This window comes from Acinetobacter sp. A2 (genome assembly GCF_048537555.1).
In the GTDB taxonomy this organism is placed as follows: domain Bacteria; phylum Pseudomonadota; class Gammaproteobacteria; order Pseudomonadales; family Moraxellaceae; genus Acinetobacter.
In genome coordinates this window covers 80264-106946 of record NZ_CP183239.1, presented here as the reverse complement: position 1 = coordinate 106946, position 26683 = coordinate 80264, and the positions used below count along the sequence as shown (strand labels likewise).

Annotated in this window: 25 protein-coding genes, 1 tRNA gene and 1 pseudogene; 4 read left to right on the top strand and 23 right to left on the bottom strand. The window is 37.7% G+C overall.

Annotated elements, in window-relative coordinates; translation table 11 throughout:
• Positions 1-39: 39 nt before the first annotated feature.
• The 3 genes and pseudogenes from ACNS8M_RS00465 to ACNS8M_RS00455 form a co-directional block, all read right to left on the bottom strand.
• A pseudogene (locus tag ACNS8M_RS00465) lies at positions 40-180 on the bottom strand (OsmC family peroxiredoxin); the annotation flags it as partial.
• Positions 181-192: 12 nt separating this feature from the next.
• On the bottom strand, positions 193-1575 hold the full coding sequence (locus tag ACNS8M_RS00460) for an IS200/IS605 family accessory protein TnpB-related protein (RefSeq protein WP_419224998.1): 1383 nt from the start codon (positions 1573-1575) through the stop codon (positions 193-195).
• Positions 1576-1792: 217 nt separating this feature from the next.
• A complete protein-coding gene (locus ACNS8M_RS00455; RefSeq protein ID WP_419224997.1) occupies positions 1793-2740 on the bottom strand; it encodes a pirin family protein in 948 nt (315 codons plus the stop codon).
• Positions 2741-2986: 246 nt separating this feature from the next.
• Here ACNS8M_RS00455 and ACNS8M_RS00450 point away from each other — a divergent pair, with 246 nt between their 5' ends.
• The gene (locus ACNS8M_RS00450; protein ID WP_419224996.1) at positions 2987-4279 is read left to right on the top strand and encodes a GGDEF domain-containing protein; all 1293 of its coding nucleotides are present in this window, start codon (positions 2987-2989) and stop codon (positions 4277-4279) included.
• Positions 4280-4591: 312 nt separating this feature from the next.
• Here ACNS8M_RS00450 and guaA read toward each other — a convergent pair whose 3' ends face one another.
• Positions 4592-6160: a glutamine-hydrolyzing GMP synthase gene (guaA, locus tag ACNS8M_RS00445; protein ID WP_419224995.1), complete on the bottom strand. Its 1569-nt coding sequence runs from the start codon at positions 6158-6160 to the stop codon at positions 4592-4594.
• A 226-nt stretch (positions 6161-6386) separates the two neighbouring features.
• Positions 6387-6809 carry a DoxX family protein gene (locus tag ACNS8M_RS00440; protein ID WP_419224994.1) on the bottom strand — a complete coding sequence of 141 codons (423 nt, stop codon included), beginning with the start codon at positions 6807-6809 and terminating at the stop codon, positions 6387-6389.
• A gap of 231 nt (positions 6810-7040) precedes the next feature.
• Between ACNS8M_RS00440 and ACNS8M_RS00435 the strand changes: the two genes are divergently transcribed.
• Entirely contained in the window at positions 7041-7676 is a 636-nt protein-coding gene (locus ACNS8M_RS00435) for a DedA family protein (protein WP_168418963.1), read from the top strand.
• A gap of 101 nt (positions 7677-7777) precedes the next feature.
• On the opposite strand, the gene ACNS8M_RS00430 is transcribed toward ACNS8M_RS00435, so the two are convergent.
• The 5 genes from ACNS8M_RS00430 to ACNS8M_RS00410 form a co-directional block, all read right to left on the bottom strand.
• A complete protein-coding gene (locus tag ACNS8M_RS00430; protein WP_104852858.1) occupies positions 7778-8368 on the bottom strand; it encodes a LysE family translocator in 591 nt (196 codons plus the stop codon).
• 224 nt (positions 8369-8592) lie between these two features.
• A complete protein-coding gene (locus tag ACNS8M_RS00425; RefSeq protein WP_104852857.1) occupies positions 8593-8988 on the bottom strand; it encodes a hypothetical protein in 396 nt (131 codons plus the stop codon).
• A 15-nt stretch (positions 8989-9003) separates the two neighbouring features.
• The gene (locus tag ACNS8M_RS00420; RefSeq protein WP_104852856.1) at positions 9004-9840 is read right to left on the bottom strand and encodes a ParA family protein; all 837 of its coding nucleotides are present in this window, start codon (positions 9838-9840) and stop codon (positions 9004-9006) included.
• 101 nt (positions 9841-9941) lie between these two features.
• Positions 9942-10334: a SirB2 family protein gene (locus ACNS8M_RS00415; RefSeq protein WP_104852855.1), complete on the bottom strand. Its 393-nt coding sequence runs from the start codon at positions 10332-10334 to the stop codon at positions 9942-9944.
• 13 nt (positions 10335-10347) lie between these two features.
• Positions 10348-10659, bottom strand: a complete 312-nt coding sequence (locus tag ACNS8M_RS00410; protein ID WP_104852854.1) for a BolA family protein — start codon at positions 10657-10659, stop codon at positions 10348-10350.
• A gap of 236 nt (positions 10660-10895) precedes the next feature.
• Between ACNS8M_RS00410 and ACNS8M_RS00405 the strand changes: the two genes are divergently transcribed.
• A tRNA-Gly gene (locus tag ACNS8M_RS00405) sits at positions 10896-10971 on the top strand.
• 186 nt (positions 10972-11157) lie between these two features.
• Here ACNS8M_RS00405 and ACNS8M_RS00400 read toward each other — a convergent pair.
• Complete coding sequence (locus ACNS8M_RS00400; RefSeq protein ID WP_419224993.1) at positions 11158-12387, bottom strand: hypothetical protein; 1230 nt, start codon at positions 12385-12387, stop codon at positions 11158-11160.
• 250 nt (positions 12388-12637) lie between these two features.
• Between ACNS8M_RS00400 and ACNS8M_RS00395 the strand changes: the two genes are divergently transcribed.
• Entirely contained in the window at positions 12638-14008 is a 1371-nt protein-coding gene (locus tag ACNS8M_RS00395; protein WP_419224992.1) for a phosphomannomutase CpsG, read from the top strand.
• A 62-nt stretch (positions 14009-14070) separates the two neighbouring features.
• On the opposite strand, the gene ACNS8M_RS00390 is transcribed toward ACNS8M_RS00395, so the two are convergent.
• The 12 genes from ACNS8M_RS00390 to ACNS8M_RS00335 form a co-directional block, all read right to left on the bottom strand.
• On the bottom strand, positions 14071-14934 hold the full coding sequence (locus ACNS8M_RS00390) for an IS982 family transposase (protein ID WP_004679438.1): 864 nt from the start codon (positions 14932-14934) through the stop codon (positions 14071-14073).
• A gap of 164 nt (positions 14935-15098) precedes the next feature.
• On the bottom strand, positions 15099-16556 hold the full coding sequence (locus ACNS8M_RS00385; protein ID WP_419224991.1) for a capsule assembly Wzi family protein: 1458 nt from the start codon (positions 16554-16556) through the stop codon (positions 15099-15101).
• A gap of 176 nt (positions 16557-16732) precedes the next feature.
• On the bottom strand, positions 16733-17749 hold the full coding sequence (gene galE, locus ACNS8M_RS00380; RefSeq protein WP_419224990.1) for a UDP-glucose 4-epimerase GalE: 1017 nt from the start codon (positions 17747-17749) through the stop codon (positions 16733-16735).
• Positions 17742-19415: a glucose-6-phosphate isomerase gene (gene pgi / locus ACNS8M_RS00375; protein ID WP_419224989.1), complete on the bottom strand. Its 1674-nt coding sequence runs from the start codon at positions 19413-19415 to the stop codon at positions 17742-17744. Before pgi ends, galE begins: the two co-directional genes overlap by 8 nt.
• A complete protein-coding gene (locus ACNS8M_RS00370) occupies positions 19415-20671 on the bottom strand; it encodes a nucleotide sugar dehydrogenase (RefSeq protein ID WP_419224988.1) in 1257 nt (418 codons plus the stop codon). The genes pgi and ACNS8M_RS00370 overlap by 1 nt, the downstream gene beginning before the upstream one ends.
• Positions 20672-20682: 11 nt before the next feature.
• Positions 20683-21558, bottom strand: coding sequence for a UTP--glucose-1-phosphate uridylyltransferase GalU (gene galU, locus ACNS8M_RS00365; protein WP_419224987.1), 876 nt, complete (start codon positions 21556-21558; stop codon positions 20683-20685).
• A 25-nt stretch (positions 21559-21583) separates the two neighbouring features.
• Entirely contained in the window at positions 21584-22207 is a 624-nt protein-coding gene (locus ACNS8M_RS00360) for a sugar transferase (RefSeq protein WP_419224986.1), read from the bottom strand.
• An 11-nt stretch (positions 22208-22218) separates the two neighbouring features.
• The gene (locus ACNS8M_RS00355; RefSeq protein WP_419224985.1) at positions 22219-23034 is read right to left on the bottom strand and encodes a glycosyltransferase; all 816 of its coding nucleotides are present in this window, start codon (positions 23032-23034) and stop codon (positions 22219-22221) included.
• Positions 23035-23928 (bottom strand): glycosyltransferase family 2 protein, encoded by an 894-nt coding sequence (locus tag ACNS8M_RS00350; protein ID WP_419224984.1) that lies wholly within the window; start codon positions 23926-23928, stop codon positions 23035-23037.
• Entirely contained in the window at positions 23925-24875 is a 951-nt protein-coding gene (locus tag ACNS8M_RS00345; protein ID WP_419224983.1) for an EpsG family protein, read from the bottom strand. Before ACNS8M_RS00345 ends, ACNS8M_RS00350 begins: the two co-directional genes overlap by 4 nt.
• Positions 24865-25773, bottom strand: a complete 909-nt coding sequence (locus ACNS8M_RS00340; RefSeq protein ID WP_419224982.1) for a glycosyltransferase family 32 protein — start codon at positions 25771-25773, stop codon at positions 24865-24867. The genes ACNS8M_RS00345 and ACNS8M_RS00340 overlap by 11 nt, the downstream gene beginning before the upstream one ends.
• Entirely contained in the window at positions 25770-26678 is a 909-nt protein-coding gene (locus ACNS8M_RS00335) for a glycosyltransferase family 2 protein (RefSeq protein WP_419224981.1), read from the bottom strand. Before ACNS8M_RS00335 ends, ACNS8M_RS00340 begins: the two co-directional genes overlap by 4 nt.
• Positions 26679-26683 lie beyond the last annotated feature (5 nt).

Below are 26683 nucleotides of genomic sequence, written 5' to 3'. Positions count from 1 at the left end.
TGCATGCCTTTTTATAAGAAACAGATTCAACATCTAGGTTTAACCCAATTCAGTACGAATTTCCACACTGCGTAACAAGGTTTTCGTCACTGGTGTTTTTTGACAGATATTCAGTGCTTTTTGCTGTAATTCTACATCCAATACCACTTCAGTTTGCACACGGCGTTCAATCCACTGCTCCTTGAAATGTAGTCAAACATACTCAAGGACTAATTCGCACTCTGTTAATGTCTTGTTGCCAAGCGTGTAACTAGAGCCTGAGTCGGTCAGTTCCGACTTGTAGCGGTCAGTCCGTTCTTGCAATATACGCTTTACAGTTTTGTAAGGCGTATAACGACTTATCTCATTGTCGTTTAATCTTGCAAGCACGTTTCTCGCAGCATTCCAATCAGCTTGCACAACTTCCCCATTGAAACGGTGAAAACGATCTCCCTTACGTGTACCTATTAAAAGGCCATGCAAGAAAGAATCACTTTGCGAAGTATATGCAGAATTGACTAGATGCACCGTAGAACCTCTACGGTGAGATATAGAAGTTAGGGCATTAGCTAACAAACCTTTAGCCCATGTATTTAAGCGTCTATTGGTGTTTTTGCCATAGTTGCGTTTACTTTGAATTGGGGATGTTAAATCTTCCGCAACAATCACTTTGGCTTTATCAACCAACTTGTGAGTTGCTGTAAATATTAATGTTTTGAGCTTTGCTTTTTGAGTATCTTGTCGCTTATCTAGTTTTTTTCGACCTAGATTATTTAACTCAATTTTCTGTTTCTTGTGCGGTTTGGCTTTAGAAATCGCTCTGAGCTTATTTCTACGTTTGTACTTTTGATTTAAATAATCTGATTCACTTGAGATCAATTTACCTAAACCATTGCCATATACTTCACCATCAGAATCCACAAAGGCTTCTGAATAACCTTTATCAACACCTACGGTTTCCTGACCACAATCCTGTGTTTCAACTGCATCATAAGTTGAGTGAACTTCAACATTACCGTTTTTTAGAATGATTCTAAGTGTGCCTTGTGGCGCAAAATCAACAGTGGTGTTTAGTGGAATTTTAATGGTTTGTCGAGGGACTAGACTCGGCACTTTAAGCCAACATTGACCATTTAACTCAAAAGTTTTACACATATCCGCACGAACAATAATTTGATTATGTGTGTGATTAACACCATGCTTAAAGTGATTACGCATTTGACGATGGAGGAAATTATCAGTCATCCATTCATCTTTTTTAAGCAAGGTGTATAGTCTTTTTTGTTCATTATTACAGGAGGTGCGTTTTCGGATCGCCTGCTTTACTTTGTCTTTTGATGCTTCTCGATAGGCTTTAATATCACCTATGCAATCACGTAGCGTTTCTTTCCACGCATTTGCAGAAACACCAAAGTCACGACTTTCTTTCATCCACGCATCACGAATAGCTCTGTCACTGATATTCAAACCTGAAATAGCACCATATTTAGCCCACACCTCGCTACGAATACGACCAAGTAAAACAGCTTGTTTTTCAAGTTGCTTATACTTTTCTCGATTCAAGTTTTTACAGTGATGAATGCGTGTTAATTTCACAAAGTCATGCCTAGGTTAAGGGGTTGGATAATCAATAGATATGGATGCTAATATACCAAGACACTCACCTAAAATACAAAAGATAATCATTTAAATCTCTAATAAATACCCACCTTGCCACTACTGAATCGACATAGACAAAATGAGCACTTATGCAAATATTTGTCTATATTTTTAGTTATAGTTAATTACTCCCTATAGATTGATATTCCATCATTTATTTTGATGCACGCATTTTTGCGGGGAAAGTCGGTGCTTCTAAACGTGGCCCATCATAGTCTAGAATTGTGCCAAAACGAGGATCATGATTGATCCATTGCTCACGTGCAATGCTTAACTCTTCTTGGGTACGACCGACGAGATTCCACCACAACAAAATTGGCGACTCAAAAGGTAATCCACCCAAGAGCAACAGACGCGCACCCGCATGTAAATCTAGCTGAATTTCGGTTAAGCCCGGTTCAAGTACCAGCATATTTTCATCGTTTAATTCATGCCCATGCACAGTGGCTGTGCCTTCCAGCATCATCAAACCATATTCAAATTTAGGATTCAGCGACAAACGGGTTGTCGTGCTGGTTTCACTATAAATATCCACCCCTAGCAACTCACTATGTACCAATACTGGCGAAGTGGTATTTAAAAACTCACCAACTAAGATGGTAAACTCCACTCCATCTTGCTGAACCACAGGCAGGTCAGGGTAATGATCAAAACGTGGCGCCATATTGCGCTGATCATCAGGTAAAGCAATCCACAATTGCGCTGTATGCATGTGTGTTTCGGTGTCAGGAGCAACTTCGGTATGTGAAATACCATAACCCGCGGTCATTAAATTAACCTGTTTGGGACGAATCAATTGCTTAGTACCCAAGCTGTCGGTATGCATAATGCTGCCTTCAATCATCCAGGTGAATGTTTGCAAACCTATATGCGGATGCGGCCCGACGTCTAAGCCTTCACCTTGTGGAAAATTGACAGGGCCTGCGTGATCCAGAAAACACCATGCCCCAATCATGCGTTTATGCCGACTCGGTAAAGCACGTTTAATTAAAGTTCCCTGCCCAATTTCAGCACTACGCAGTGGAAATTCCTGTATAAATTGCTTGACGTACTTATCACAATCGTCTGAATTGGAAAGCTCGGTATAATTGCTGTTGCTCATCCTATACCTCTTATATTTCTGTAAATTCCTTGACTATTAAATACGCTAAATCACTAACGAAGAGCAAGATGAAATTTGTTGTTCTGATTTTTATGGTTCAAACTTGAACTACACCTTAAAATATATGGCATAATTTTGACCAAAATTTAAAAAAAATAGAGAAAATACCCAAATTTAGGGAGGTTATTTTTTCTGCATTTTGCGCATAATCCTAACTATAAGTTGTCAATTTGAGTAAATATCGCTATGTCTGTAAAAGCTCGAATGGGGGAACAGACCCGTTCGAAGATTTTAAGCAATCAGGAAGCCTCAGAAAAACTTTTAAAAACAACTGAGTGTGATCTTGAAAACCGACAAGCAATTGAAAAAGCATTGCAGCACCCTGCTGCGCAACTTCCGCCACAATTTGAAACACATTTTTATCAACACCAAAATTTACATCAGCGTCGTTATTTACGCCAAGTCAATTACATTGGGCAAATGATTTTCTTACTGTATTTCTTTGTCGATTATTTTGTGATTCCAGATGTCACTACACTCTCGGCCACACTCCGTCTCAGTACTGTTGTATTGGCGCTGATTGGCAATTATTTCTGCTTTAAATTGATCAAAGATATTCGCCTGCTAGATTTAATTTTACCGGTCAGCGCCACACTGTGCTGCGGTATTTGGTTCTACATCCTGTCGCAATCACAAAGCCCTTGGATTTCCACTTATGTGTATGCCTCGGTCATTTTTGTGCTCATGGCGAACCTATGTATTCAAGTGCGTTTCCGCCCTGCGGTCTACAATTCATTGGTCATGAGCGTACTCATGTTTTTGGGGGTGATTTCCCTCACCAATTTGCAGGATGCCTTAGTTTTTATGGTGGTGTATATCCCTGTATGTTTGTTGAGTTTGTATATCAGCTGGATCAATACCCTAAATGCCCGCCATCACTTTTTACGCAGTTTGCTGGATGACTGGAATTTTCATACCTTGCAAGCCTTGGCGCATACCGATGAACTGACCCAACTCAATAACCGACGTCAGTTTGTACACATGGCAGAACACAAAATTCATGCATGGCCTAAATCTGAATCGGTCTGCTTGCTAATGTTTGATGTCGACTTTTTTAAACAAATTAACGATACCTATGGGCACGATATTGGAGATCGAGTCTTACAAAATATTGCAGACATTGCCCGTAAAGAAATGCGCCGCAAGGATATTTTGGCACGCTTTGGCGGTGAAGAGTTTATTGCGCTGCTCAGTGAAACCAGCTTAGATGAAGCATTGATGATTTCAGAGCGCTTAAGACAAAAAATTGCTCAGCATGAAATGTGCATTGATAAAAAATGTTTTAATTTCACTGTCTCCATTGGCGTGTCGAGTTTAAAACCACAACAAACCGACTTGCAAACCCTGATTAAAGAAGCCGATTTGGCCTTATACCAAGCCAAACAACGTGGACGAAATTGTGTTATCAGTTTTGATGTAGGGATGCCTGAGCCCCCTAAGTCTACGGTAAAAAAAGAAATTAAATCTTGGATTGTTTAGCAAACATAAAAAAAAGAGCACATGAAGTGCTCTTTTTTATGTGTAAGAGGAAAACTAGTTGCCGTTGGCACATTGTGCCCATTTAAAAACTTTGCTTTCAAATGGGTTCATTGCGTAATTTAGGTACGAAGTAGTGCTGCTTGAAACCCCTAGCTGCCGCGCGCATCTTGCACCCATTTTAAAAGCCGTGCTTTAAAATGGGCTCATGTCGTAAAACTGGCAAGCAGCAGTGCTGCTTGGAACCCCTAGCTGCCGCGCGTATAGCGCTTGGCGTAATTCAGGCACGAAGCAGTGCTTCGTGAAATCCCTGAATTACTCCCATTCAATGGTTGCTGGTGGTTTAGATGATACGTCATAAACCACACGTGAAACCTCTGCAATTTCATTCATGATGCGCGTTGAAATACGGTCAACCAAATCATACGGCAAGTGTGCGAAACGTGCGGTCATAAAGTCCACTGTTTCTACGGCACGTAGTGCGATTACCCATGCATAACGACGACCATCACCTACTACACCAACAGATTTTACAGGTTGGAATACTGCAAATGCTTGAGCTGTTTTGTCATACCAGCCACTTGCACGTAATTCCTGCATGAAAATATCATCAGCTAGACGTAAAATGTCTGCATATTCTTTTTTCACTTCACCCAAAATACGCACGCCCAAACCTGGACCTGGGAATGGATGGCGGTAAATCATGCTGTGTGGCAAGCCTAAAGTGGTGCCAAGTTTACGAACTTCATCTTTAAACAAGTCACGTAATGGTTCAACCAATTCAAAAGCTAAATCTTCTGGTAAACCACCCACGTTGTGGTGTGATTTAATCACGTGTGCCTTGCCTTGTTTGCTGGCTGCAGATTCAATCACGTCTGGGTAAATCGTACCTTGTGCCAAGAATTTCACGCCATCTAATTTACGCGCTTCTTCGGCAAAGACTTCAATAAATTCACGACCAATGATTTTACGTTTTTTCTCTGGATCAACTTCACCAGCCAATGCGCCTAAGAAACGCTGTTCAGCGTCGGCACGAATTACGCGAATCCCCATGTTTTCTGCAAACATTTGCATCACTTGATCACCTTCGTTCAAGCGCAACAAACCATTGTCTACAAATACACACGTTAATTGATCGCCAATGGCACGGTGCAATAAGGCAGCAACTACAGATGAATCAACACCACCTGACAAACCAAGTAATACTTTTTCATTGCCAATTTGCTGACGTAATTGTTGTACACGCAAGTCGATGATGTGTTCTGGTGTCCACAAACCACGGCAGCCACAAATTTGATGCACGAAGTTAGACAGTAATTCTGCACCTTTAGCCGTGTGCGTTACTTCTGGGTGGAATTGAATACCATAGAAACGGCGTGTTTCATCAGAAATCATCGCCACAGGGCAGCTTGGTGTGCTTGCCGTAATTTGGAAGCCTTCTGGAATGCGTGCCACTTTATCGCCATGGCTCATCCAAACGTGCAATTGGTTTTCACGGTCTTGCAAGTTACCAATCAGTTTGTCACGTACCAAAACATCGACTTCGGCATAACCGAATTCATGCACTGAACCTGCTTCAACTTTACCGCCCAGTTGTTCTGACATGGTTTGTAGACCATAGCAGATACCCAATACAGGTACGCCTAAGTTAAATACAATTTCAGGTGCGCGTGGACTACCCTCTTGGTGAACACTTTCAGGTCCACCCGATAAGATAATACCGTTTGGATTAAATGCACGAATGTCTTCTTCCGACATATCGTAGGCATACATTTCAGAATATACGCCTGCTTCACGAACACGACGTGCGATCAGCTGGCTATATTGCGAACCGAAATCCAGAATCAGGATACGATCTTCAGTAATTTGAGTATTGGTAGTCATGACAAACAACTATAGAAAGGCAAACGAATTAAGCGCGCTATTCTAGCATTTTTCCGCGCCTTGCGCACACTATTCAGACAATCCTAAAAATGGCTATTTTTCTTCGCGATATTACAGTGACCACATACTCTAAGTTTTAAAAGACCATACATTTTCTATGGCATAAAAAAAAAGCAACCTGCTTGAAGATTGCTTAAATTGTTGAGCTAATTTTGAAATCAATGACTTACTTTTTTGCTTCCAAAAGATAGTCTAGACTTATTCTGCCTGCACCGTAAAGCATGATGTAGAAGAAACCGCCAGCCAAACCAATATTTTTCATAAAATTCAGCGCATCTTCTGGTGCAGCATGGAATAAAAATGCAGTTAAAAGACTAAAAACACCTAAACCCAGACCCACAACACGTGCTTGTAAACCGAATAGAATTGCCAAACCACCACCAAGTTCTAGCAAAATCACCAAAGGTAGCAGTGAACCTGAAACACCCATAGCTTGCATATAGCCCACTGTCGCATCATAGCCTGCAATTTTGCCCCAACCAGATACAATAAATAAATACGCTAAAAAAGCACGTGCAAATAAACTTACAATGGCTTGCACACTTGCTTTTTCGACCACACTTTTTAACACAACATTTGGATTAAACATCAGATCACCTATATTTTTGATTCATTCTTGAAGACAAATACATCTTAGTTTTTTCAAAATTTAGGATAAATACGCATTTAAAAGACATGTTGTTGCATCTATGCAACGAAAAAAAACCGATGTGGCTGGTCTGGCATCCCTAAAATTGCTGTGAAAATTATTTACCTTTTCATACTGACTTTCCGCCTGTGGACTGCTAGGATTTGAGCACACTTTCGCTTGTTTTTTCCCATGGAACTGATTGATTTTATATTACACGTCGATGAACATTTGCTCGAATTCATCACCCAATATGGGGTATGGATTTACGCCATTTTATTCCTGATTATTTTTGTAGAAACAGGCTTAGTGGTCATGCCATTTTTACCAGGCGACAGTTTACTTTTTGCAGCAGGTGCACTCGCGGCTTCAACAGGCGTGATGGACCCTTGGTTACTCGGAGTTTTACTATTCATAGCCGCAGTACTGGGCGATACCCTGAATTATCATATTGGTAAATATATTGGCCCACGGGTTTTCGAGCTTGAATCACGTTTTATTAATAAAAAGCATTTGATCGAAACTCAAAAGTTTTTTGAACGTCATGGGGGTAAAACCATTATTTTTGCCCGCTTTGTGCCTTTTGCACGTACCTTTGCACCATTTGTAGCGGGTGCAGGCAGTATGAATTATAAATACTTTCTGACCTATAACGTGGTTGGGGCATTTTGTTGGATTGCTTCGTTTATTACCCTAGGCTACTTATTTGGAAATATGCCAATTGTGAAAGACAATTTTACCTATTTAATTTTCGGTATTATTATTCTGAGTGTTTTGCCAGGGGTGATTGGTTTTATTCGCCAAAAACTCAAGAAAAAGCCTGCTTAAATATACGCATATTGGAAAAATTCAAGCGTTGAATACTCGACCTACAAGGATGCACTACGCATCCTTGGTTTGATCTTTACGTCGATTCTGTCTTTGAACCCTTAAAAGAACCGTGCCACCACAGGCAACATACATACCACTAAAAGTAAGGCCGAACCTTTATAGAGCAAATCGGCTGTGACTTTTTTAGTTTCTCTGGCCAAAATCACCCGTCCAAATGACATCCAAAATAATGCGGTAGGTAACAACACCAAACTAAATAGCACGTAGACCACCGCTACATTGGTCGGGTTATTCCATGTTTCTACCGGAAAAATACCCGCAGCAAATAACAAGGCTTTTGGATTTTTAAAGGTGGAGAAAAATAATTGCGCAGGGCGAATGGTTGGATACTTCTGACTGTGCTGCTCTAAATGTGACTGCTTCCATAAATGAAAGGCCATCCAAAATACATAGCCCGCACTCAAAATATGTAAAATATCAATAAAATACGGCCAAATTGGGGCGCTTAAATGAATCAGCAGAGCCCATAAGCTAATTGCATAAGCATAGCCAAATAATTCTGCAGGAATCAGCATACTGGTTTTCGCAATGCCCTGTTGATGCGCTGAACTCGCCAATAATGCATTGGTCGGTCCAGGAATCATCAAGACCGCGATCATGGCCAAGACAAACCACCAACTTTCAATCATAAACACCAAAGTACGCCAGTCAAACAGGAGCACACCTTATATGAAAGCCATAAAAAAAGACAAGTTTTTCTAATACGCCAATACTGACCCGAGCGTATAAATATAACGACAATTCAATCTAAGTTTTTGTTTTTATATGCTTCATTTTAGGGAAACCCTGAAACATTTTGCTAAAAAATTTCAGCTATGGCTGTGCCATATAGGCACAACCATAGTGTTTTTTCTTAAGATGTCGCAGGTTTAAGCTTCACAATAATCGGGCAGGCTTTAAATTTTGCAGCCTGCACAATTGCTTCTTGCTCACCCAATAAACGTGCTAATTCGGTATTTTTGGTATTGGATGACTGTCCCATATTCACCGAAACACTTGGTCCAATGCCCCAACCACCTCGGCTACCCCAGCCACCACCTAAGCCCACACCTACACCAACGCCTGTACGTTTGGGTGCCTGCACACCACTTTCAATATATTGTTGAATGCGGTTATATTCACTTTGTAATTGCTGGCAATTCAAGGCCTGATAATGCGTAGGTGACACATAAGTCGGCTTGACTGTAGTCGCACACGCACCTAACAACACACTACTGACCGCCAAAAAACCGATTGCAAATGTTTTCATGTTCACCTCTGTGTATCACACTTGCTCAATTTCATTGAACAACGATTGATAGGCCTGCGTCAATTTATGATCTGTTGCCAAATGAATTAATGGCAAATTTTTATGATGCGATTCTTTCATCAGCACTGAAGGCGGCAACATGCTGTTCAAGACAGGCAAGCCCTCATCTTTGAGTTGCTGAACCACTTCACGCGGCAACTTGGCCTGCGCCTGAAACTGATTCACCACAATCCCTTCAATTTCCAGATGCGGATTATGATCATCTTGGGTTTCCAAAACATTTTCAATCAAGCTTTGTAAGGCACGTTTAGAAAATACATCACAGTCAAAAGGAATGAGCACCCGATCTGCCGCAATTAAGGCAGAGAGCGTAAAAAAGTTAAATGCAGGTGGGGTATCAATAAATACACGGTCATATTGATCAGACAATTGCTGCAAGGCATCACGTAGTTTATAAATTTTATGTTTAGATTCTAAGGCATGTGCTAAACCACCCAATTGCGGGCTAGCAGGAATCACATCCAGATTCTTGAACGGTGACTGATGCACATAAGCTTCTAAACCTTTGCTGCGGTTTTTTAAAATAGAGCCTAGCGCATTGCCCAATAAACCTTTGGACTGATTACCCCCCAAAACCTCTTCAAAATAATTTTCAATATTGGGTTCAAGTGCAGGTTTATCGGCAGAATAGGTCGCATCATCGCCCAGTAAATATTGACTGGAGTTGGCTTGCGGGTCGAGATCAATCACCAGTGTTTTTAGCCCCTGATGAGCACTGATTGCTGCCAAATTCACGGTAATACTGGATTTTCCAACACCACCTTTCTGATTAAACACCACACGTGTGCGCATTGTCGCCCCTCGTTGAATGACTTCAGTTCTTGTTATATGTTCAGTTTAACCGACCCGCTATGATTGTTGGTACATAGTGTCTAACAATCCTTAAACTTACCCTAGCCAAAACTTGGTTTAAGCATGACCAAACCTAAAATGGCAATGAAGGCAATCAGAGCCAGTCCCCAACCAACACGGCGCTGCACCAGCAAAATACGCTCATCTTTTTTATACGCTTTAATCAAAGAAGAAAGCATCACAAAAAATAAAATAATTTTGGCATAAAACCAAGCTTCGACCTGAAAATCCTTCAGAAATAAGGCAATGACTCCTGTCACCACAATCAACGTGAGTGCCGAATGCTGTAAAGCCACAAAGACTTTCCATGCTTTAGGGTTTGGAGAGTGATTCAATGTGCCTTTAAATAAAGTCATGGCACGCACCACTATCACCAACAGCAACAAAGCCACTGCAGCAACGTGAATGTTGTTCAGCATTGATAAATTTTCCATCTATAGCCTTCCCTTACGCATCTTTTGGTGCATGTGCACATTCAGGGCTTGACGTATCTTGGCCTTGCCACTCAGAGGCAACAAAGGCATGAATCGCAAGCGCATGAATTTTATTTGGCGCGAGTAGATCACCCACAGCGGCATAAATTTTTTGATGACGTTGTACCGAACGTAAGCCCTGAAAAACATCACTGACCATCACCACTTTAAAATGGGATTCTTTTCCTGGGAAATAACCGCCATGCCCTGCAGATTCATTCACAACTTCTAAATGACTTGGATTTAAAGCAGCTAAGCGTTGCAACAATTGTTGTTCTAAACTCATGATTGTATTTCCCAAAATGGTTTAAAGGCTGCCTAGCAGTATAACTGCGTTCTATACAATTCTCAGCACTTTGGTAGAATCATTCGTGCTTCGTGCCGTTACAGCGTGTTTTTCTACTTAAATTTGGCGATCTCATCGCCAGTTGTTCTAAAAAATGTCGTTTATTTATGCAATTAAGCTAATTTTTTGCATAAATGGATTGACCCTATTTTTGCATAATGTATTATACACCGCATGCGGGAATAGCTCAGTTGGTAGAGCACAACCTTGCCAAGGTTGGGGTCGCGAGTTCGAGTCTCGTTTCCCGCTCCAGAATTTTAAAAGCCTCAGTCAAAAGATTGGGGCTTTTTTATTGTAAAAAAATATTCAACCTCTCCTTCACCAACATCACCCGATAGGGTGAAAATATGTTGATCACGGAGTCTGAGGGCGTGGTCTACCGACATAGATATTCCAAGCCCAAGCTTCGCTTTTGTCCAGACCCAAATCTCAGTATGTCTACATCATCACAGCATGCATTTCCCACACATATTGACTGCGCATCAATTGTTTTAATTGTTTAAGGTCTTGATATTTTTCCAGTATCTCTTGTGCTCGAGCTAATTTTTGTTGGGCATGCCGATAGTCTTGCTCATATTTTCGATACAAATCTTGCACTTTAATTTTACGGTTAGAATATAAAAACTGACTCCAATTAAAAGAGTAAATAATGTCATCTACTTGCATTTGTAAAGTTTCTAACTGTTCTTCTAAAAGCAGGTTATACGCTTTTAATTGTTGATTGGCGAAAGATAGATTGTGCTGCTGACCCAACTGAATTTGCAAATTTAGCAAGGTCAATAAATCATTGGCTTCATAAGCTTGATTGGCTTGCTGCATCAATGCGGTTTTTTCTTGTTTTTTCTGCTCATCTTGCTCACGATCTGGGTGAATCCACGCTGTAATTTTTAAGTAAATCGTTTTGATGGATTGATTTGCCAGTTTCTTTGCTTCTTCACGCTGTTGCTGTTTTTTTGCTGCTTTGGCTTTTTCACGGGCAATTTGCTGTTCGGCAAAAGCTTTTTGAGCACCACTCAACTGACTTAAAAAATCTAGCTCCTCTTGATCTTGCATTTTTTGTTCAAATTTTTCTATAAAATCATCTAAATCTAATGGATCATGCTGAAAATCAAAAAAATCTAGATCTAGGTCATATTCTTCACAGAGAAAATGTTTCAAACTGTCCAACTTGAGCTGTGCTAGTCGTTCTTGTTCAGAAGCATCATCTTCAAAGCCACCTTGCTCAAAGTTTTCTTCTGCGAACTCAGCCTCAGTTTTAGCCTCAAACATCTCATCTAGATCATCTAAGTCTGGCCGCTCAAAATCATAGCCATAATGATTCAGCAATTCTGTTAAAAACTGAACTTGTTCGGCAGACATCTGCTGCGAATCTAAGAGCTGTAAACTGAGTTGCTCAATTTTTTGAGCAAGTTTAGTTTGTTGGGCTGCCGTCATTTTTTGTTGTTTTTGCTGAAGCAATTGTTGAATTTGCTGAAATATAATTTCACGCAATTGCGTATAGGTTGGTAAAATTTCTCGGCTGGCTCGTGCCTGAATATCGGCTTGTGCGGTCTGCCATTCATTCAAACGTACTTGTTCCTGCTCAATTTTTTGACATAATTTCTGAAATTTTTTCTGTGGCGCAGAAAGTTTCTGCTCTGGCTCTAAAGTACTTTTCTGTAATTTCATCTTCAATCATATCGAACACATAAGTCTGAGCCGTATTTTAACCAACTTCACTCAATAAAAAACACCCTTGCCATCACAACACCTTTTCTCATCCATGGTCTTTGACCTGCTCCATCTTGCAACAGCCCCACACACGGTTAATGACCTGAAACATCTTCAAGCAATTGATCTTCTATTCTGTACAGCACATTGCACATAGTTCGATTATCATAGGCAGCAATACGACTTTTCCAAATATTCAGGATAATACATGAGCAAACTCACTTGTTTTAAAGCCTATGACATTCGCGGAAAATTGGGCACAGAACTCAATGAAGAGATTGCCTATAAAATTGGTCGTGCTTACGGACAAATTTACCAACCCAAAACCGTTGCAATTGGCTGCGATATTCGCCTTAGCAGCGAAGGCTTAAAGCAAGCCACCATTCGTGGGTTAAATGATGCAGGGGTCAATGTACTAGATTTGGGCATGACAGGCACAGAAGAAGTCTATTTCGCAGCCTTTCATTTAGACGTGCAAGGCGGCATTGAAGTGACTGCCAGCCACAACCCCATGGACTACAACGGCATGAAACTGGTACGTGAAAATGCACGTCCGATTAGTGCTGATACAGGTTTAAAAGACATTCAGGCTTTGGCAGAATCAGGCGAATTTACCCCAGTTGAGCACAAAGGTAGCACCCAAAACTATAATATTTTGCCTGAATTTATTGAACATTTAATGACTTATATCGAGCCTAGCAAAATTCGTCCTATGAAACTGGTCATGAATGCAGGCAATGGCGCTGCAGGGCATGTGGTCGATGCAATTGAGCAAAAATTCAAAGCCCTGAATATCCCCGTTGAATTGGTCAAAATTCACAATGATGCCGATGGCACCTTCCCCAATGGTATCCCGAATCCAATATTAGTGGAAAACCGTGACAGTACCCGCAATGCCGTATTAGAGCATCAAGCCGACATGGGCATTGCATGGGATGGTGACTTTGACCGCTGTTTCTTGTTCGATGAAAAAGGCCAGTTTATTGAAGGCTATTATATTGTCGGCTTATTGGCGCAGGCGTTTTTACTCAAACAAGCAAGCGAAAAAATCGTGCATGACCCGCGCTTGGTCTGGAATACCTTTGATGTGGTCTCACAATATCAGGGTGAAGCGATTCAATCTAAATCTGGACATGCCTTTATTAAAGATGTAATGCGTGAACACAATGCCGTTTACGGCGGTGAAATGAGTGCACACCACTATTTCCGTGATTTTGCCTATTGTGACAGCGGCATGATTCCATGGTTATTGGTGCTTTCTGTGTTGTCTGAAACAGGACAATCGCTATCCAGTCTGGTCGAAGAAATGATTGCCAAGTTCCCATGTTCGGGCGAAATTAACTTTAAAGTGGCCGATACTCAAGCCACCATCCAAAAAATCTTTGAGCATTACGCCAGCCAAAACCCAACGATTGATCAAACCGATGGCGTGAGTCTTGACTTTGGGGCATGGCGTTTGAATGTACGTGCGTCAAATACCGAACCTTTATTGCGCTTAAATATTGAAAGCCGTCGTGACCACAATCCACGCCCAATGCAGGACTATGTGGATGAATTAACGCAGTTGATTCAAGGTTAAATTGTTCTGCATGCTAATAAAAAACCATTCAACTTATTTAACCTGAGTTCGATGAAATCCACTTAACCTTTTAGCATATTTTGGAAAGTTGGCTTATTGGGGTTCAAACAATAAGCCACTACAGCAGCCATGATATTCACCATGAAGTTATTTACCGAACGATGACGTGAATGTTCAAGTTGATGTAAATTTTTTAATTGATCATTCACTGTTTCGATCAATCCTCTTCTGCAAAGTAATTGTTTTTCTTCTTCAGTTTGGATGGGTTTATTTTTCATATTCCGACGTGATGGGGTCAATATTTTCAGTCCTCTTGCTGCTAAAGCTTCGGCTTTTGCTTTGCTCAAATAGCCTTTGTCTCCGAGTAGGATCCCTTTTAATTCTTGAGTTAAAGATTCTAATATAGCAACATCATGAACATTTCCCGATGTCAGCTTGAGATTAATAATTTCACCTAAATTATTGATAACGAGATGTAATTTAAAACCATAAAACCAACCCGTACTACTTTTTCCACGACCGGCCAAGCCTTTAAATACACGATGCCTTTTAATCCGAAGATTATGGCAAACTACCAATTTAGTGGAGTCAATGATACTGATTCCCGTATCTTTTCCTTTCACCTGATGGAAGAAACTACTCAGAGCTTGCAAACAACGGGGCATGATTTCAATAAATCGGTTGTAGCTAAGCAGTTTAGGAAAAGCAGATTTCCAGAATGGAACGATCATTTGGCAATAAAAATATTTGAAGAATCTAAAACCGGATTGATGAAATAAAATGACAATGGTCATTGCTTCAGACAAGCTTAAAGCTGACTTTTTCAACCTGGTTTTTTGATTAGAAATTAAAGCTTTCTCTAAAGATTCATTAAATTTTTTGCAGAAATCATCCAAAATACAAAATAATTCGGTAATATGATCCATTGAGAAGCCTTGTTTTATAACATTTTGTCTTGAGAACCAATATGTTACAAAAACAGGGCTTTTTTTCTACTCTTTTTTTATATCGAACTCAGGTTATTTAATAAGTTGAATGGTTTATTTTTTTAGCTTAATTAGAAAGAAATTCTATCCAAGCTGACGACTGATTAAAATAGTGAACGATCCAATGGAATTTCGACTCCAATAGATACTCCCGTATCTTGACCATAGACATCAGAATCACTCACCCATCCATTGATTTTCAATGGCGCATTCGGTTTTAAGTAATGTGTCCAAGTAAGATCTAAAGCTTTAATTTCATCTTTTTGGGCAAATGCATGATTGATACTTAAATTAGACTGATTGACTTTTGCCACCAACACACGTCCATTTAAACGATTCATAGGATCAAAGCGAATGTCTCCACCGAGACTTAGCATTTGACCATCCCCACCTATGGTATGCCCTAACGGGAAGCCGTGTTGGTAATAACCATCTGTATATATATGATGATCGTAAGAAATACCAAGTGCATCACCATTGGTTCGTGTATCTGCCCACTCTGCATAAATTTGATAAGGGATGCTATTCAGTTGAGAGGAATAATCAACTCCAGCTAAATACATTTTCTTAGAAGGTAGAAGTCCTGCTTCATCCTCACCCACATATTGAGCATACATACTCATGGGGATGCCTGTAAAATGATTCATATTTAAGCGCGCATCAAAACCTGCTATTTGATTCGATGCATTGTCTTCACCAACACATACACCATCATTACATCCATTATCTTTCCCAACAAAAGCATTCCAATATGCTTTTAAACTACCTGGTTGCCCTTGACCATCAATTTGAAAAGTTCTTGAGGCACCGAGCTCAAGATAAGGCAATGGCTGTGCAGTTAAGCGTAGACCTAATAAATTCGTATCAGGAACGGCTTTATAATCATCTAATCGGCCAGCAAAAGCTTGATATTGCCAAGGACCAATCCATGACAGCCACTTTGTTTCAAATGCTTGTTGTTCAGCACGCTGCATGGTCAAACCATAAACTGGGCGGCTTGCATCACCACGGATTAGGCTTCCTTCATGTCCAGGTCCCCAATAGGTTGGGATTTGTCCCGCAATCAACCATTGATTCCACAATTTTCCTGCAATATAAGAACCTTCTAAATTGACATCATGTCCATGGTCAGTGATTGGATCTTTTTCAGCATTTACTCGCAGTCTTGCATCCCACTGCTTTCCACCTGCATTCAATTCAAGCGCTGCTTGATATTGCGATTTTTGCTCATCTGCAAATTTTTGCGGGATATTTTGTGGATCTGTTTCAGCAAATAAAGCGAGCTTAATAGAGGTATTTTCTGCTTCTACATTTGCCATAACCGAATTGATAACTTTCTGCTGAGCATTATTTTCAATTTTGGCAGTAGATAATGCACGCTGAATTTCTTCACCACTCAATGGCCAAGTCGAAGTGCTAATTTGGATCACACCTTGCTGATTCAGCCAATTTAAATCTGTACGTAGATCATCATTATTCAAAATGATCCCTTGAGCGTAAACTGGCAGAGCTAGAGAAGAAAAAATCGCAAGTGATAGAACTCTAAGATTTTGATATTTCATATATTATTTCAATCAAGTTATCTTTCACATATGATAACGATTTTTTCCAAACAAAAGATAAGATCTATCACTATTTTTGCACAATCAATACACGACTTGAGTTAGGTATTGAGAAGTATGGCAAATACAAAATTCGCCATACTGTCTTTAATGAATTTACACACTAAATTTTAATCTTAGTTATAACCATTTGGATTTTGCTTTTGCCAGTTCCAGCTATCCTTCAACATATCTTCTAAACCATATTGAGGCTGCCAATCTAACTCTGCGACAGCGCGGGCATTATCAGCAAATGAGGTTGCAACATCACCTTCTCGACGAGGTACGTATTCAAAAGGTATGTCAACTCCATTCACTTTTTCAAAAGTATCTCGAATCTGTTTTACTGAAATCCCATTGCCTGTACCAATATTCCAAGCGCGGCATCCTTGCGTTTTTAAACGATGATTCAATGCGCATAAATGTGCATTGGCCAAATCAACCACATGAATATAATCACGCACACCTGTACCGTCTACCGTGTCATAATCATTGCCAAAAATTGACAACTTATCACGACGGCCGACTGCCACCTGTGTGACATAAGGCATCAAATTATTGGGTATCCCCTGTGGGTCTTCACCAATTTGACCACTTTGATGTGCCCCTACTGGGTTAAAATAACGCAGCAATGCAATTGACCAGCGCTCATCTGCAGCCGATAATTTCTCTAGTAATTGCTCGACAATCAGTTTGGTATAGCCATAGTTATTACTTGGCATACCTGTAGGCATGGTTTCATTCAAGGGTGAAATATTGGCTTCATCATAGACCGTTGCCGATGAACTAAAGACCAACTTAAAGACTTGAGCACGCTCCATCGCTTTAACTAAGCTAATAGAACCCGAGATATTATTTTCAATATATTTTAGTGGCTCTTTTTGGCTTTCACCCACAGCTTTTAAACCTGCAAAGTGAATCACTGCATCAATGGAATGATGTTGAAAAATTTGATCTAAAGTTTGCTGATCGAGAATATCACCTTCAACAAAATCTAATTTTTTAGCTGCCAACGCTTGAACACGTGCTAAAGATTCGACAGAACTGTTGGACAAATTATCCAGTACAACAACGTCATGCCCTGCGCTCAAAAGTTGAATACAAGTATGTGAACCAATATAACCTGCACCACCTGTTACTAAAATTTTAGCCATTGTTTTTTCCTAATAATATTTGTAGTAAGCCTTGCGTTGATCCATCTAAATCCGAAATGTCCTTTCGATCACCATTTAATATTGGAAGTAGCTGATTGGCAATTTCTTTGCCTTTTTCTACACCCCATTGATCAAACGGGTTAATGTTCCAAAGCACCGACTGTACAAAAACTTTATGTTCATACATTGCGATCAACATGCCCAAACTATATGGATTTAGCTCTTGCAATAAAATGGTTGAACTTGGTTGATTACCTTCATATTGTTTATATTCCGGCAAATCTTGTACTTCATGTTGATTTAAAGCTTGATTACCAAATGCAAGTAAGCGCGATTGAGCCAAACAATTAGATAAGGCCAAATGATGCTGTTCCACCAGCGCCTCTGCATTATCGACATAGGTAAATTGTTGGGCCTGATAGCGTTGCACTGGAGCAATGAAATCACAACTCACTGCTTGACTACCCTGATGCAGTAATTGATAAAAAGCATGCTGTGCATTCGGTCCCACTTCCCCCCATATAATCGGGCAAGTATCCCAGTCCACTTTTTTACCATTACGCTGAATCGACTTACCATTCGACTCCATTTCCAACTGCTGCAAATAAGAGGCGAAATATTTCAAACGGCCATCATAAGGCAGTACCGCATGAGTCTGAATATCAAGGAAATTATTATTCCACACACCCAACAAGCCCATTAATACAGGAATATTTTGTTCGAAAGGTGCCGTCTGAAAATGCTGGTCTACCTCATATGCGCCAGCTAACAGTCGTTTAAAGCCATCAACTCCTATTGTCAGTGCAATCGGTAAACCGATACATGACCAAAGTGAATAGCGACCGCCGACCCAATCCCAGAGCAAAAATTGGTTTTCAGCTGCAATGCCCCATTCGGTCATTTTATCTGCTTTAGTAGATACGCCAATAAAATGATGCTTTAAAATTTGTGATTCTTGTCCAAGTGCTTTTTCAAGCCATAAACGAACTGTTTGCGCATTAGATAAGGTATCAATGGTCCCGAATGATTTTGAAGAAATAATAAACAGCGTGGTTTCGGGGCGAAGTTGATGCAATAAATCCGAAAGCTGGCTACCATCAATGGTCGAAACAAAATGTACATTGAGTGGCTTATATGTGGATTTTTTGAAATCAGATAAGGCATGACTCACCATCAGTGGTCCTAAGTCTGACCCTCCAACACCAATATTCACCACATCTTGAATGACTTCACCTGTTGAACCACGGCATTGACCAGCATGAATTTTTTCTACCAAAGCATACATACGCTCAAGTTGTGTATGCACTTGTTTTGCTAATTCAGGATGAGACTGATCATCTTTAGGTAACCGTAGCGCCCAATGCATGGCTGCTCGCTGTTCGGTATAGTTAATTTCTTCAGTAGAAAATAAATGCTTTATCCACGAGGTTAAATCTTGTGTCTGTGCCCACTGGACTAGGTTTTTGACAACGGGCTGATTGACTCTATGTTTACTAAAATCAAAAACCACCGGCTCTAAAGGCACAGAGAATTTTTCAAATCGTTGCGGGTCTTCAGCAAAGAGTTCTGTTAAATGCTTATTTTCAAATTCAGTTTTCAAACTATGAAGACTGCCTAAAACTGAATCTAAATTTTGTACAGCATAAGGTTGAGTTTTAACAGCCATTAACGTCCTACCCCCATATATGCAAAACCTTGAGACTTCACATACGCTGGATCATAAATATTGCGCCCATCCAAAATAAGTGGGTGCTGCATGGTTTTAAGCAATTCGGTATAATCAGGACTCCAATATTGTTTCCATGCCGTCAATAAACACAAAGCATGTGCATCTTGCACTGCCTCATATTGCTCTGTGCAATACATAAGATCAGGTCGCTCACCATATATTTTTTTCATTTCATCCAAGGCTTGAGGGTCGTGTAATTTAACTTTTACACCTTGAGCCCATAGTGCTGCCAACATGGCATGAATAGGAGATTGTTTCGTACTAGACGTTTTTTCTTTAAATGCAGCGCCCCATATCGCAACAGTCTTCCCTTTTAAATCACCATGATAATAATTCCACAATTTACGGAATAAAACTTCTTTTTGCTGCTCATTAATGTCCCAAACTTGAGCAAGCAGTTGGCTATTTGCACCCACACCTGACACCGTATGCGTTAAGGTCTGAATATCATGTGAAAAGTTTTCTCCACCAAAGCCTGTCCCCGGATAGAGATAAGATCCACCAATACGATTATCCGCAGCCATCCCCTGACGAACTGACTCAATATCAATGCATAACTTCTCAGCAACCATTGCTAAGTCATTGATATAACTAATTCGTGTCGCCAACATGCCAGAGATACTTAACTTGGTAAATTCAGCATCTAAAATTGGCATAAATAAGTATTGTTGAGCACGTGGCAATAAGGGACGGAGCAATTCTTTAATTTTGGTTTGAGCACGTTCAGATGAAGTACCGACAATCAATTGCTTGGTCTGAGTCAAGCTAGTTAAAGCGTTACCTTCTTGGATAATATCAGGCAGATAAACCCAATCATCTTCCGATAAAATGCGTGCAAATTTTTCAGTGCCATGCAGCCCTAGAGTGGAAGCATTCATCATCAGTTTAGGATGAATTATTGGTCGAGATTTTAATTCTTTTAAGATCTCTATTGCTTGAATCTCTTCAGTGGGATTAAAACTAAAAAAGTAAGCATCAATATCTAAAGGAATATCTGAAAAGTTACAGTATTTTAAAAAACCCTTGGCTTGCTGTTGCTCAAGCAAACGCTTAACCGCTTCATCTTGGCTATAGGCTTGTTCTGATGCTGTTTTTTTTAAAACATCACACCAAAAGACCTGATGACCACTTTCAGCCATTAACCCTACAAACACACCTGAATAAAGGGTCTGTCCAAATACTGCAACTTTCATATCTGTCTCTTTTATAGTTTTAGCTCTTTGATCAGCGCTTTAAATTCCTCACCTAACTTTGGATGATCAACACCATAGTGTAATACTGCTTTTAAATACCCTAACTTACTACCACAGTCAAACGTTTGACCTTTCATACGATATGCTTCTACAACTTCAGTTTGTTGTAACATCGCAATGGCATCAGTGAGTTGGATTTCATTACCCACACCTTTCGGAGTTTGCTCAAGCAATTGCATGATTTTTGCAGGCAAAATATAGCGACCAACCACAGAAAGATTTGATGGTGCTTTACCCACTGCTGGCTTTTCTACAATCCCTTGCATTTGGATGCTATGACCTTCAGCAGGTGTCGATGCAACATCGACAATCCCATATTGATCGACCATATAATCAGGCACAGCTTCGACCATAATTTGTGATGCTTGAGTCTCATCAAAGCGTTGAATCATCAAACTTAAATCATTGCGTTCTGATGAATCTTTAACAAGAACATCCGGTAAAAGAACTGCAAAATCATCTTCACCTACAACCGCTTTTGCACAGAGTACAGCATGACCTAAACCTAATGGTTGCGGTTGGCGTACACTAATCACGCTAACATGAGGGGGTAAAATTTCGGTAATTTCTTTGAGTAAATCAAATTTCTTTTTATTTTCTAAGGTGGTTTCTAGCTCAAAATTACGGTCAAAATAATTTTCAATTGAAGCTTTGGAAGAATGCGTCACTAAAATAATTTGTTCAATACCGGCAGCAACTGCTTCACGCACCACATATTCAATCGCAGGGCGGTCAACAACAGTCACCATTTCTTTTGGAATAGACTTACTTGCAGGTAAAAAACGGGTACCTAGACCTGCGACTGGCAGAATGGCTTTTTTGATCATATAATGCACACCAATAAATTAAATTTTACCTAGAACCAGTTTTGATATTTGAAGAGTCTTGACTTGAAAAACGAGCAGCACCAACCTCTTGATCTGGTGCATTAATACCCTCTTTAGTAAACATGACCTTAACCGTTTTAAACATAATTTTAAAATCAAGCCAAATAGATTGGGTTTCGACATATTGCACATCGAGTTCGAATTTTTCTTCCCAAGAAAGATTGTTACGCCCACTCACCTGTGCCAAACCGGTCATTCCAGGTTTTACTTCATGTCGACGCATTTGTTCAGGCGTATAATGCGCTAAAAACTCTTTCATTTGAGGACGCGGACCTACAATACTCATGTCACCCTTCAACACATTAATAAGTTGAGGCATTTCATCCAATGTAGTAGCGCGAAGCTTTTGGCCAAATGGCGTAATTCGTTCTTCATCAGGCAAAGGGTTACCATTTTTATCAACAGCATCCCTCATAGAACGAAACTTGATCATTTTAAATACCTTGGCATCTTTACCTGGACGTTCTTGCAAAAAAAATACAGGTGAACCTAGCTTTCTTCTAACCTGATAAGCAACAAAGGCAAAAATGGGTAAAAGCAGAATAATTGCGATTGTAGCAATAAGTAGATCAAAAAACCTCTTAAGCATTTTTGAAAATCCTATTGTTTATTTATCTTTAAGATACGCTGGTCTAGACATTTGGTATTTAATTGATCACGACTCGGATCAAAAAACCATCCCCATTTATGAAAATATTTTATCGCACTTTCTAAGTGAGCTTTCAGTAATTTAGCATTTTTATATGAAGCTTGTTCATGATGATGTATCACCGTTGCAAGAGGATAGTAGATTGTACCAAATTTTTCAGCACATCTTCTTGATAAATCAATATCCTCCATGTACATAAAGAAGCGCTCATCAAAACCATCTAATTCTAATAAACAATTAGATTTAAAAAGCATGAAACAACCAGATAAATAAGGCACGAAATAAGGTTTACTAAGATCTAAATCTTTCAATAAATAATTTTGATCAAGTTTCTCCGCCAATTTAGATGAGAATCTACGAGCAAAGAGGTTTAATGGACTCGGCAGTAACCTTGCACCAAACTGGTTTTCTCCACTCGGGTACACGATTTTAGGTAAGAACAGACCTTCTGTTCGCGTTTCAGCAAAATCTAGTATTTTTTGAAATTCACTTTGACTAAACTGAATATCAGGATTACAAATCAGGAAATAATCACTTTCTTTTGCATATTTTTGAATTGCAAGATTATGACCATAACCAAATCCAAAATTTCCTTCTGACTTCAAGTAAGTAATCTTTGAATGAATAAATTTATTAGCCCAATCACTTGCATCATTATCAATCAAAATAATTTTACTACAACAATCAATTGATAATAAGCAATTAAGGGTTTCACAAACATCCATATAACTATGTTTAAAAATAACAATCGAAGCTGAAAAATTCATTTATAAAGAGCCTTTTTTTCCACTTAAACCATCTTTAATAGCCAATAAAAAGAATCTTATATAACTAAATTTATCTTTCTCAAGAATACATAGCATTAAACTTACGATTAAATTATTAAACAACATATTTATTAGCCATATTTTTTTTATATGTATCATATTCCACATTAAAAATATATTTCTAACCCTATAATATCTGCGACGAGCTGAATGAACAGGGAAAGTAGTTTTGAAAAATTTAATTGTATTTTCACCAATACTGTGATACATAATTGCGCTATTAGATATAAAAAATTTAAAACCTAGACTAGAAGCTCTAAAACACCATTCAGTATCTACATAATCAATAAATAAATCTTCATTCATTAAACCTGTATGACCGAAAGTTTCAACAGAAACCAAACTACCAGAAGAAATTATAGCAGCAACCTCAATAGGGAAATTTATATGACTTATATCAATCTTTGACAGCAATCCAACTTTGTTATAAACCAAACCTGGTGAATATAATTTTAAAGCTGTATCTATAAATTTCGGACCAATTGCTGCTATCGGCTCACCAGAAGATTTAATAAGCTCATAGTCATTATTTATATTTTTGATAAAATCTTTATCAATTTTACTATCGTGATCAAAAAAAATAATTTTCTTAGCTAAGGATTTGATAGCAAAATTTATACCAACATTTTGAGCAAAAGCAATCCCCTTATTTGAGTTTAAATAAAAAAAATGAACTTTAGAATTTTTGATAGCATCGATAAAATCTAAAGATTTTGAACCGTTATCTACAACAATAGGAACAACGTCACTTTCACTTAGGACATTGATCAAATCAACTAATGTGGATACATCTGGATTATAAGTAACAATTACTGAAAAAAAATTACTATTCATTTAAACAACCATTCCTTCAGCACAGTCAAATTAACCAAATTATCATAAGATAAATAGTATGAATATACATAATAACAACATACTATTAAAACTAAAAAAATTTTTAATAAAAAATTATTAAAATTATTAACACTAAAGATAACGCTAAACATTAAAACAAAAAGAGATAGATCAGATAATCTAATGGAAACAACAGGAAATTTACCCCCCAAAGCAACAGCACTAACTAGCAAAAAAAAGCTCAATGAAAAAGATAATAATGAAAAATTGCTTTTAATAACTTTTAAGCAAACAATCATCAAAAAAACCAAAAAAATAATTTTAAGAGAGAAAATACTAAAATGAGCTGAATACAAATTGACATCATATAAAGAGTAATTTGTATAAGAAAAAATTAAATTAATTAATATTGCCGAGAACACACTAACTATACTAAATTTAAAAATGTCTTTTTTTAGGAAAAAATACAAAAAATAAGGGAAAATCACAAAAATCATACTATAGTGAAATAAAATCGAAATAATAAGGAATAGATTCTTCTTTGTGTTATGAAAATCGGATAAAGTTATAGAGTAAATAAATAAACTCATAGCCAACCCTATTCTAATTTGTGTCATCTCCCATAAGGGAAAAAAAGAAATAAAATAAAATAAGAAAAAAATAAAACAATTCAAAAACCCATATTTATACAAGTTTAAAGACTTAAAAAAAATTGAAAAAAAACCATATATAAATAGTAAATAAATAAAATCTAAATCGAAAGACCTTAACACCAAACGAATTAAGTTAAATGTTAATTCAGATGATATTTCAAAATTCTCGAACATTATTTCATAGGCATCATAGTCATCTGTTAAATATCTAGGGCGATGAGAGATGAAATACCCCAATAAAGACGATATTATACAAACCCAAATTAAGTTTAAAGTTTTAAATCTAATAATCATTCAAACTCTCAGCAATATAAGAACCAATTAAACTTTTTCGATTGTAAATTTTCTTCTGTATGAAAAAATTAGGAATTCTTCTAGAAACACCTGTAAATTTAATCATTTTAGGAGTGTAAATATTTTTTTTATTCCTTAGAAGCAATTCACACGAAATCAAGAAACCGTTAAAATAGTTTTTGTAATTATAATAATGCCCTTGCGAACCTGAATTAATACTTTTTACCTTATATTGACCGCTATTTATTATTATTGACAAAGCGATATAACAAATTAAATACGGAGCAAAATTAATTTTTATATTTTGCATTATTTCTTTATTAGAATATACACTTGAGTAATAACTAAAAGGATCAAATGATGTAATACATTTCAAATACTCATTTAACCAATTATTAATCAATATATTATTTTTATTTGCAACAATAAACCAATTTTCATAAATAGGCTTATTTTTATTTTTAGTACATTGATCGGAATAGAATAAAAAAACTTCATCATCATTAAGATAATTTAAAATCCAATCCAAATTTTCGACTAAATAAGTAGAAGCATCTATCCAGATACCACCATAAACTGATAAAATCTTTAAACGAATATAGTCAGCAATATGAGCTTTTGTTAAATTTTCATTAAATTCAATTAAATCAATATATTCATTAACATTTTTTTCATCTAAAATTATAACTTCATAACCTCTACATATTTCTTTAACCCGATTTATGCATATTTCAACCAAATTATTTTTAACAGGCGAATCCCAATATAACCATATTACTCTAGGTATATTATTTTCACTTAATTTGTTTAATTTAGTTTTTTCAAAAAATTTTGGCTTGTAAAAGATAAAATTAATAAATGCTAAAAATAATTTCACAATGTTTTTTAAAAAACTCATTTGATAACCCTTTTTTTCACATAATTATTAATAAAGTAAAATAAATAGATAATTTCACTAAAACCTTTAAGCCTAATGAGCCCCTTAACACCGTGTATTTTCAATATTAAATATATATAATTTACGCATAGCTTTTTAATTGTAATATCAATTAGATCACACCTGTTACTATCTAAGTGTCGTAAAAGTTTTTTATAACTATGTAATTGTTTCTCGTTAATAGTATTAACAGCACTATTCCCCCTTACTCTATAGTTCACCAATACCTTATCAACATGTAAAATATTCTTAGCTTCAATATATATATATGGAAATATATAAGCGTCTTGGATTAGAACGCCCACAGGATATTTATATTTTACCATAATTTCTCGTTTTACTACTCTTAGCCAAGATTGCCATACACTTTCTGTAAATATTTTCTTCAATAATTCCTTTTTTTCTTTTCCATCATAATATCCAGATCTTAAAGATTGATTCATAATTATAGATTGATTATTATCAATTTCACTAAATGTAACTGCCTTAAAATCTATTATATCTGGTCTATACATCTTTATCGCTTTTAAAATTTCTTCTATATAATCAGTAGCCACATAATCATCAGGATCTAAAAAAGCAATATATTCACCTTTAGAAACACTAATTCCATAATTTCTAGCGATGCTTTGACCTTGATTTACCTGATTAAGTACAATAATATTACTGTAATTACCATTAAGATATTCGCTGCATATATCCATTGAGCGATCTTCAGCCCCATCATTAATCAAAATTAATTCAATAGAATCTCTTAACTGAGGAACTATGCTCTCTAAAAATTCTAAAATATAGTCCTCAACTCCATATACAGGAACAATAATACTTAGTTTTTTCTTTATCGAATTTTCAACTAATTCATTCATAACTT

What these genes read in the sequence shown, in the direction of transcription:
- ACNS8M_RS00455 (WP_419224997.1), bottom strand. Translation starts at nt 2,740, where the DNA reads ATGAGCAACAGCAATTATACCGAGCTTTCCAATTCAGACGATTGTGAT.
- ACNS8M_RS00450 (WP_419224996.1), top strand. Translation starts at nt 2,987, where the DNA reads ATGTCTGTAAAAGCTCGAATGGGGGAACAGACCCGTTCGAAGATTTTA.
- guaA (WP_419224995.1), bottom strand. Translation starts at nt 6,160, where the DNA reads ATGACTACCAATACTCAAATTACTGAAGATCGTATCCTGATTCTGGAT.
- ACNS8M_RS00440 (WP_419224994.1), bottom strand. Translation starts at nt 6,809, where the DNA reads ATGTTTAATCCAAATGTTGTGTTAAAAAGTGTGGTCGAAAAAGCAAGT.
- ACNS8M_RS00435 (WP_168418963.1), top strand. Translation starts at nt 7,041, where the DNA reads ATGGAACTGATTGATTTTATATTACACGTCGATGAACATTTGCTCGAA.
- ACNS8M_RS00430 (WP_104852858.1), bottom strand. Translation starts at nt 8,368, where the DNA reads ATGATTGAAAGTTGGTGGTTTGTCTTGGCCATGATCGCGGTCTTGATG.
- ACNS8M_RS00425 (WP_104852857.1), bottom strand. Translation starts at nt 8,988, where the DNA reads ATGAAAACATTTGCAATCGGTTTTTTGGCGGTCAGTAGTGTGTTGTTA.
- ACNS8M_RS00420 (WP_104852856.1), bottom strand. Translation starts at nt 9,840, where the DNA reads ATGCGCACACGTGTGGTGTTTAATCAGAAAGGTGGTGTTGGAAAATCC.
- ACNS8M_RS00415 (WP_104852855.1), bottom strand. Translation starts at nt 10,334, where the DNA reads ATGGAAAATTTATCAATGCTGAACAACATTCACGTTGCTGCAGTGGCT.
- ACNS8M_RS00410 (WP_104852854.1), bottom strand. Translation starts at nt 10,659, where the DNA reads ATGAGTTTAGAACAACAATTGTTGCAACGCTTAGCTGCTTTAAATCCA.
- ACNS8M_RS00400 (WP_419224993.1), bottom strand. Translation starts at nt 12,387, where the DNA reads ATGAAATTACAGAAAAGTACTTTAGAGCCAGAGCAGAAACTTTCTGCG.
- ACNS8M_RS00395 (WP_419224992.1), top strand. Translation starts at nt 12,638, where the DNA reads ATGAGCAAACTCACTTGTTTTAAAGCCTATGACATTCGCGGAAAATTG.
- ACNS8M_RS00390 (WP_004679438.1), bottom strand. Translation starts at nt 14,934, where the DNA reads ATGGATCATATTACCGAATTATTTTGTATTTTGGATGATTTCTGCAAA.
- ACNS8M_RS00385 (WP_419224991.1), bottom strand. Translation starts at nt 16,556, where the DNA reads ATGAAATATCAAAATCTTAGAGTTCTATCACTTGCGATTTTTTCTTCT.
- galE (WP_419224990.1), bottom strand. Translation starts at nt 17,749, where the DNA reads ATGGCTAAAATTTTAGTAACAGGTGGTGCAGGTTATATTGGTTCACAT.
- pgi (WP_419224989.1), bottom strand. Translation starts at nt 19,415, where the DNA reads ATGGCTGTTAAAACTCAACCTTATGCTGTACAAAATTTAGATTCAGTT.
- ACNS8M_RS00370 (WP_419224988.1), bottom strand. Translation starts at nt 20,671, where the DNA reads ATGAAAGTTGCAGTATTTGGACAGACCCTTTATTCAGGTGTGTTTGTA.
- galU (WP_419224987.1), bottom strand. Translation starts at nt 21,558, where the DNA reads ATGATCAAAAAAGCCATTCTGCCAGTCGCAGGTCTAGGTACCCGTTTT.
- ACNS8M_RS00360 (WP_419224986.1), bottom strand. Translation starts at nt 22,207, where the DNA reads ATGCTTAAGAGGTTTTTTGATCTACTTATTGCTACAATCGCAATTATT.
- ACNS8M_RS00355 (WP_419224985.1), bottom strand. Translation starts at nt 23,034, where the DNA reads ATGAATTTTTCAGCTTCGATTGTTATTTTTAAACATAGTTATATGGAT.
- ACNS8M_RS00350 (WP_419224984.1), bottom strand. Translation starts at nt 23,928, where the DNA reads ATGAATAGTAATTTTTTTTCAGTAATTGTTACTTATAATCCAGATGTA.
- ACNS8M_RS00345 (WP_419224983.1), bottom strand. Translation starts at nt 24,875, where the DNA reads ATGATTATTAGATTTAAAACTTTAAACTTAATTTGGGTTTGTATAATA.
- ACNS8M_RS00340 (WP_419224982.1), bottom strand. Translation starts at nt 25,773, where the DNA reads ATGAGTTTTTTAAAAAACATTGTGAAATTATTTTTAGCATTTATTAAT.
- ACNS8M_RS00335 (WP_419224981.1), bottom strand. Translation starts at nt 26,678, where the DNA reads ATGAATGAATTAGTTGAAAATTCGATAAAGAAAAAACTAAGTATTATT.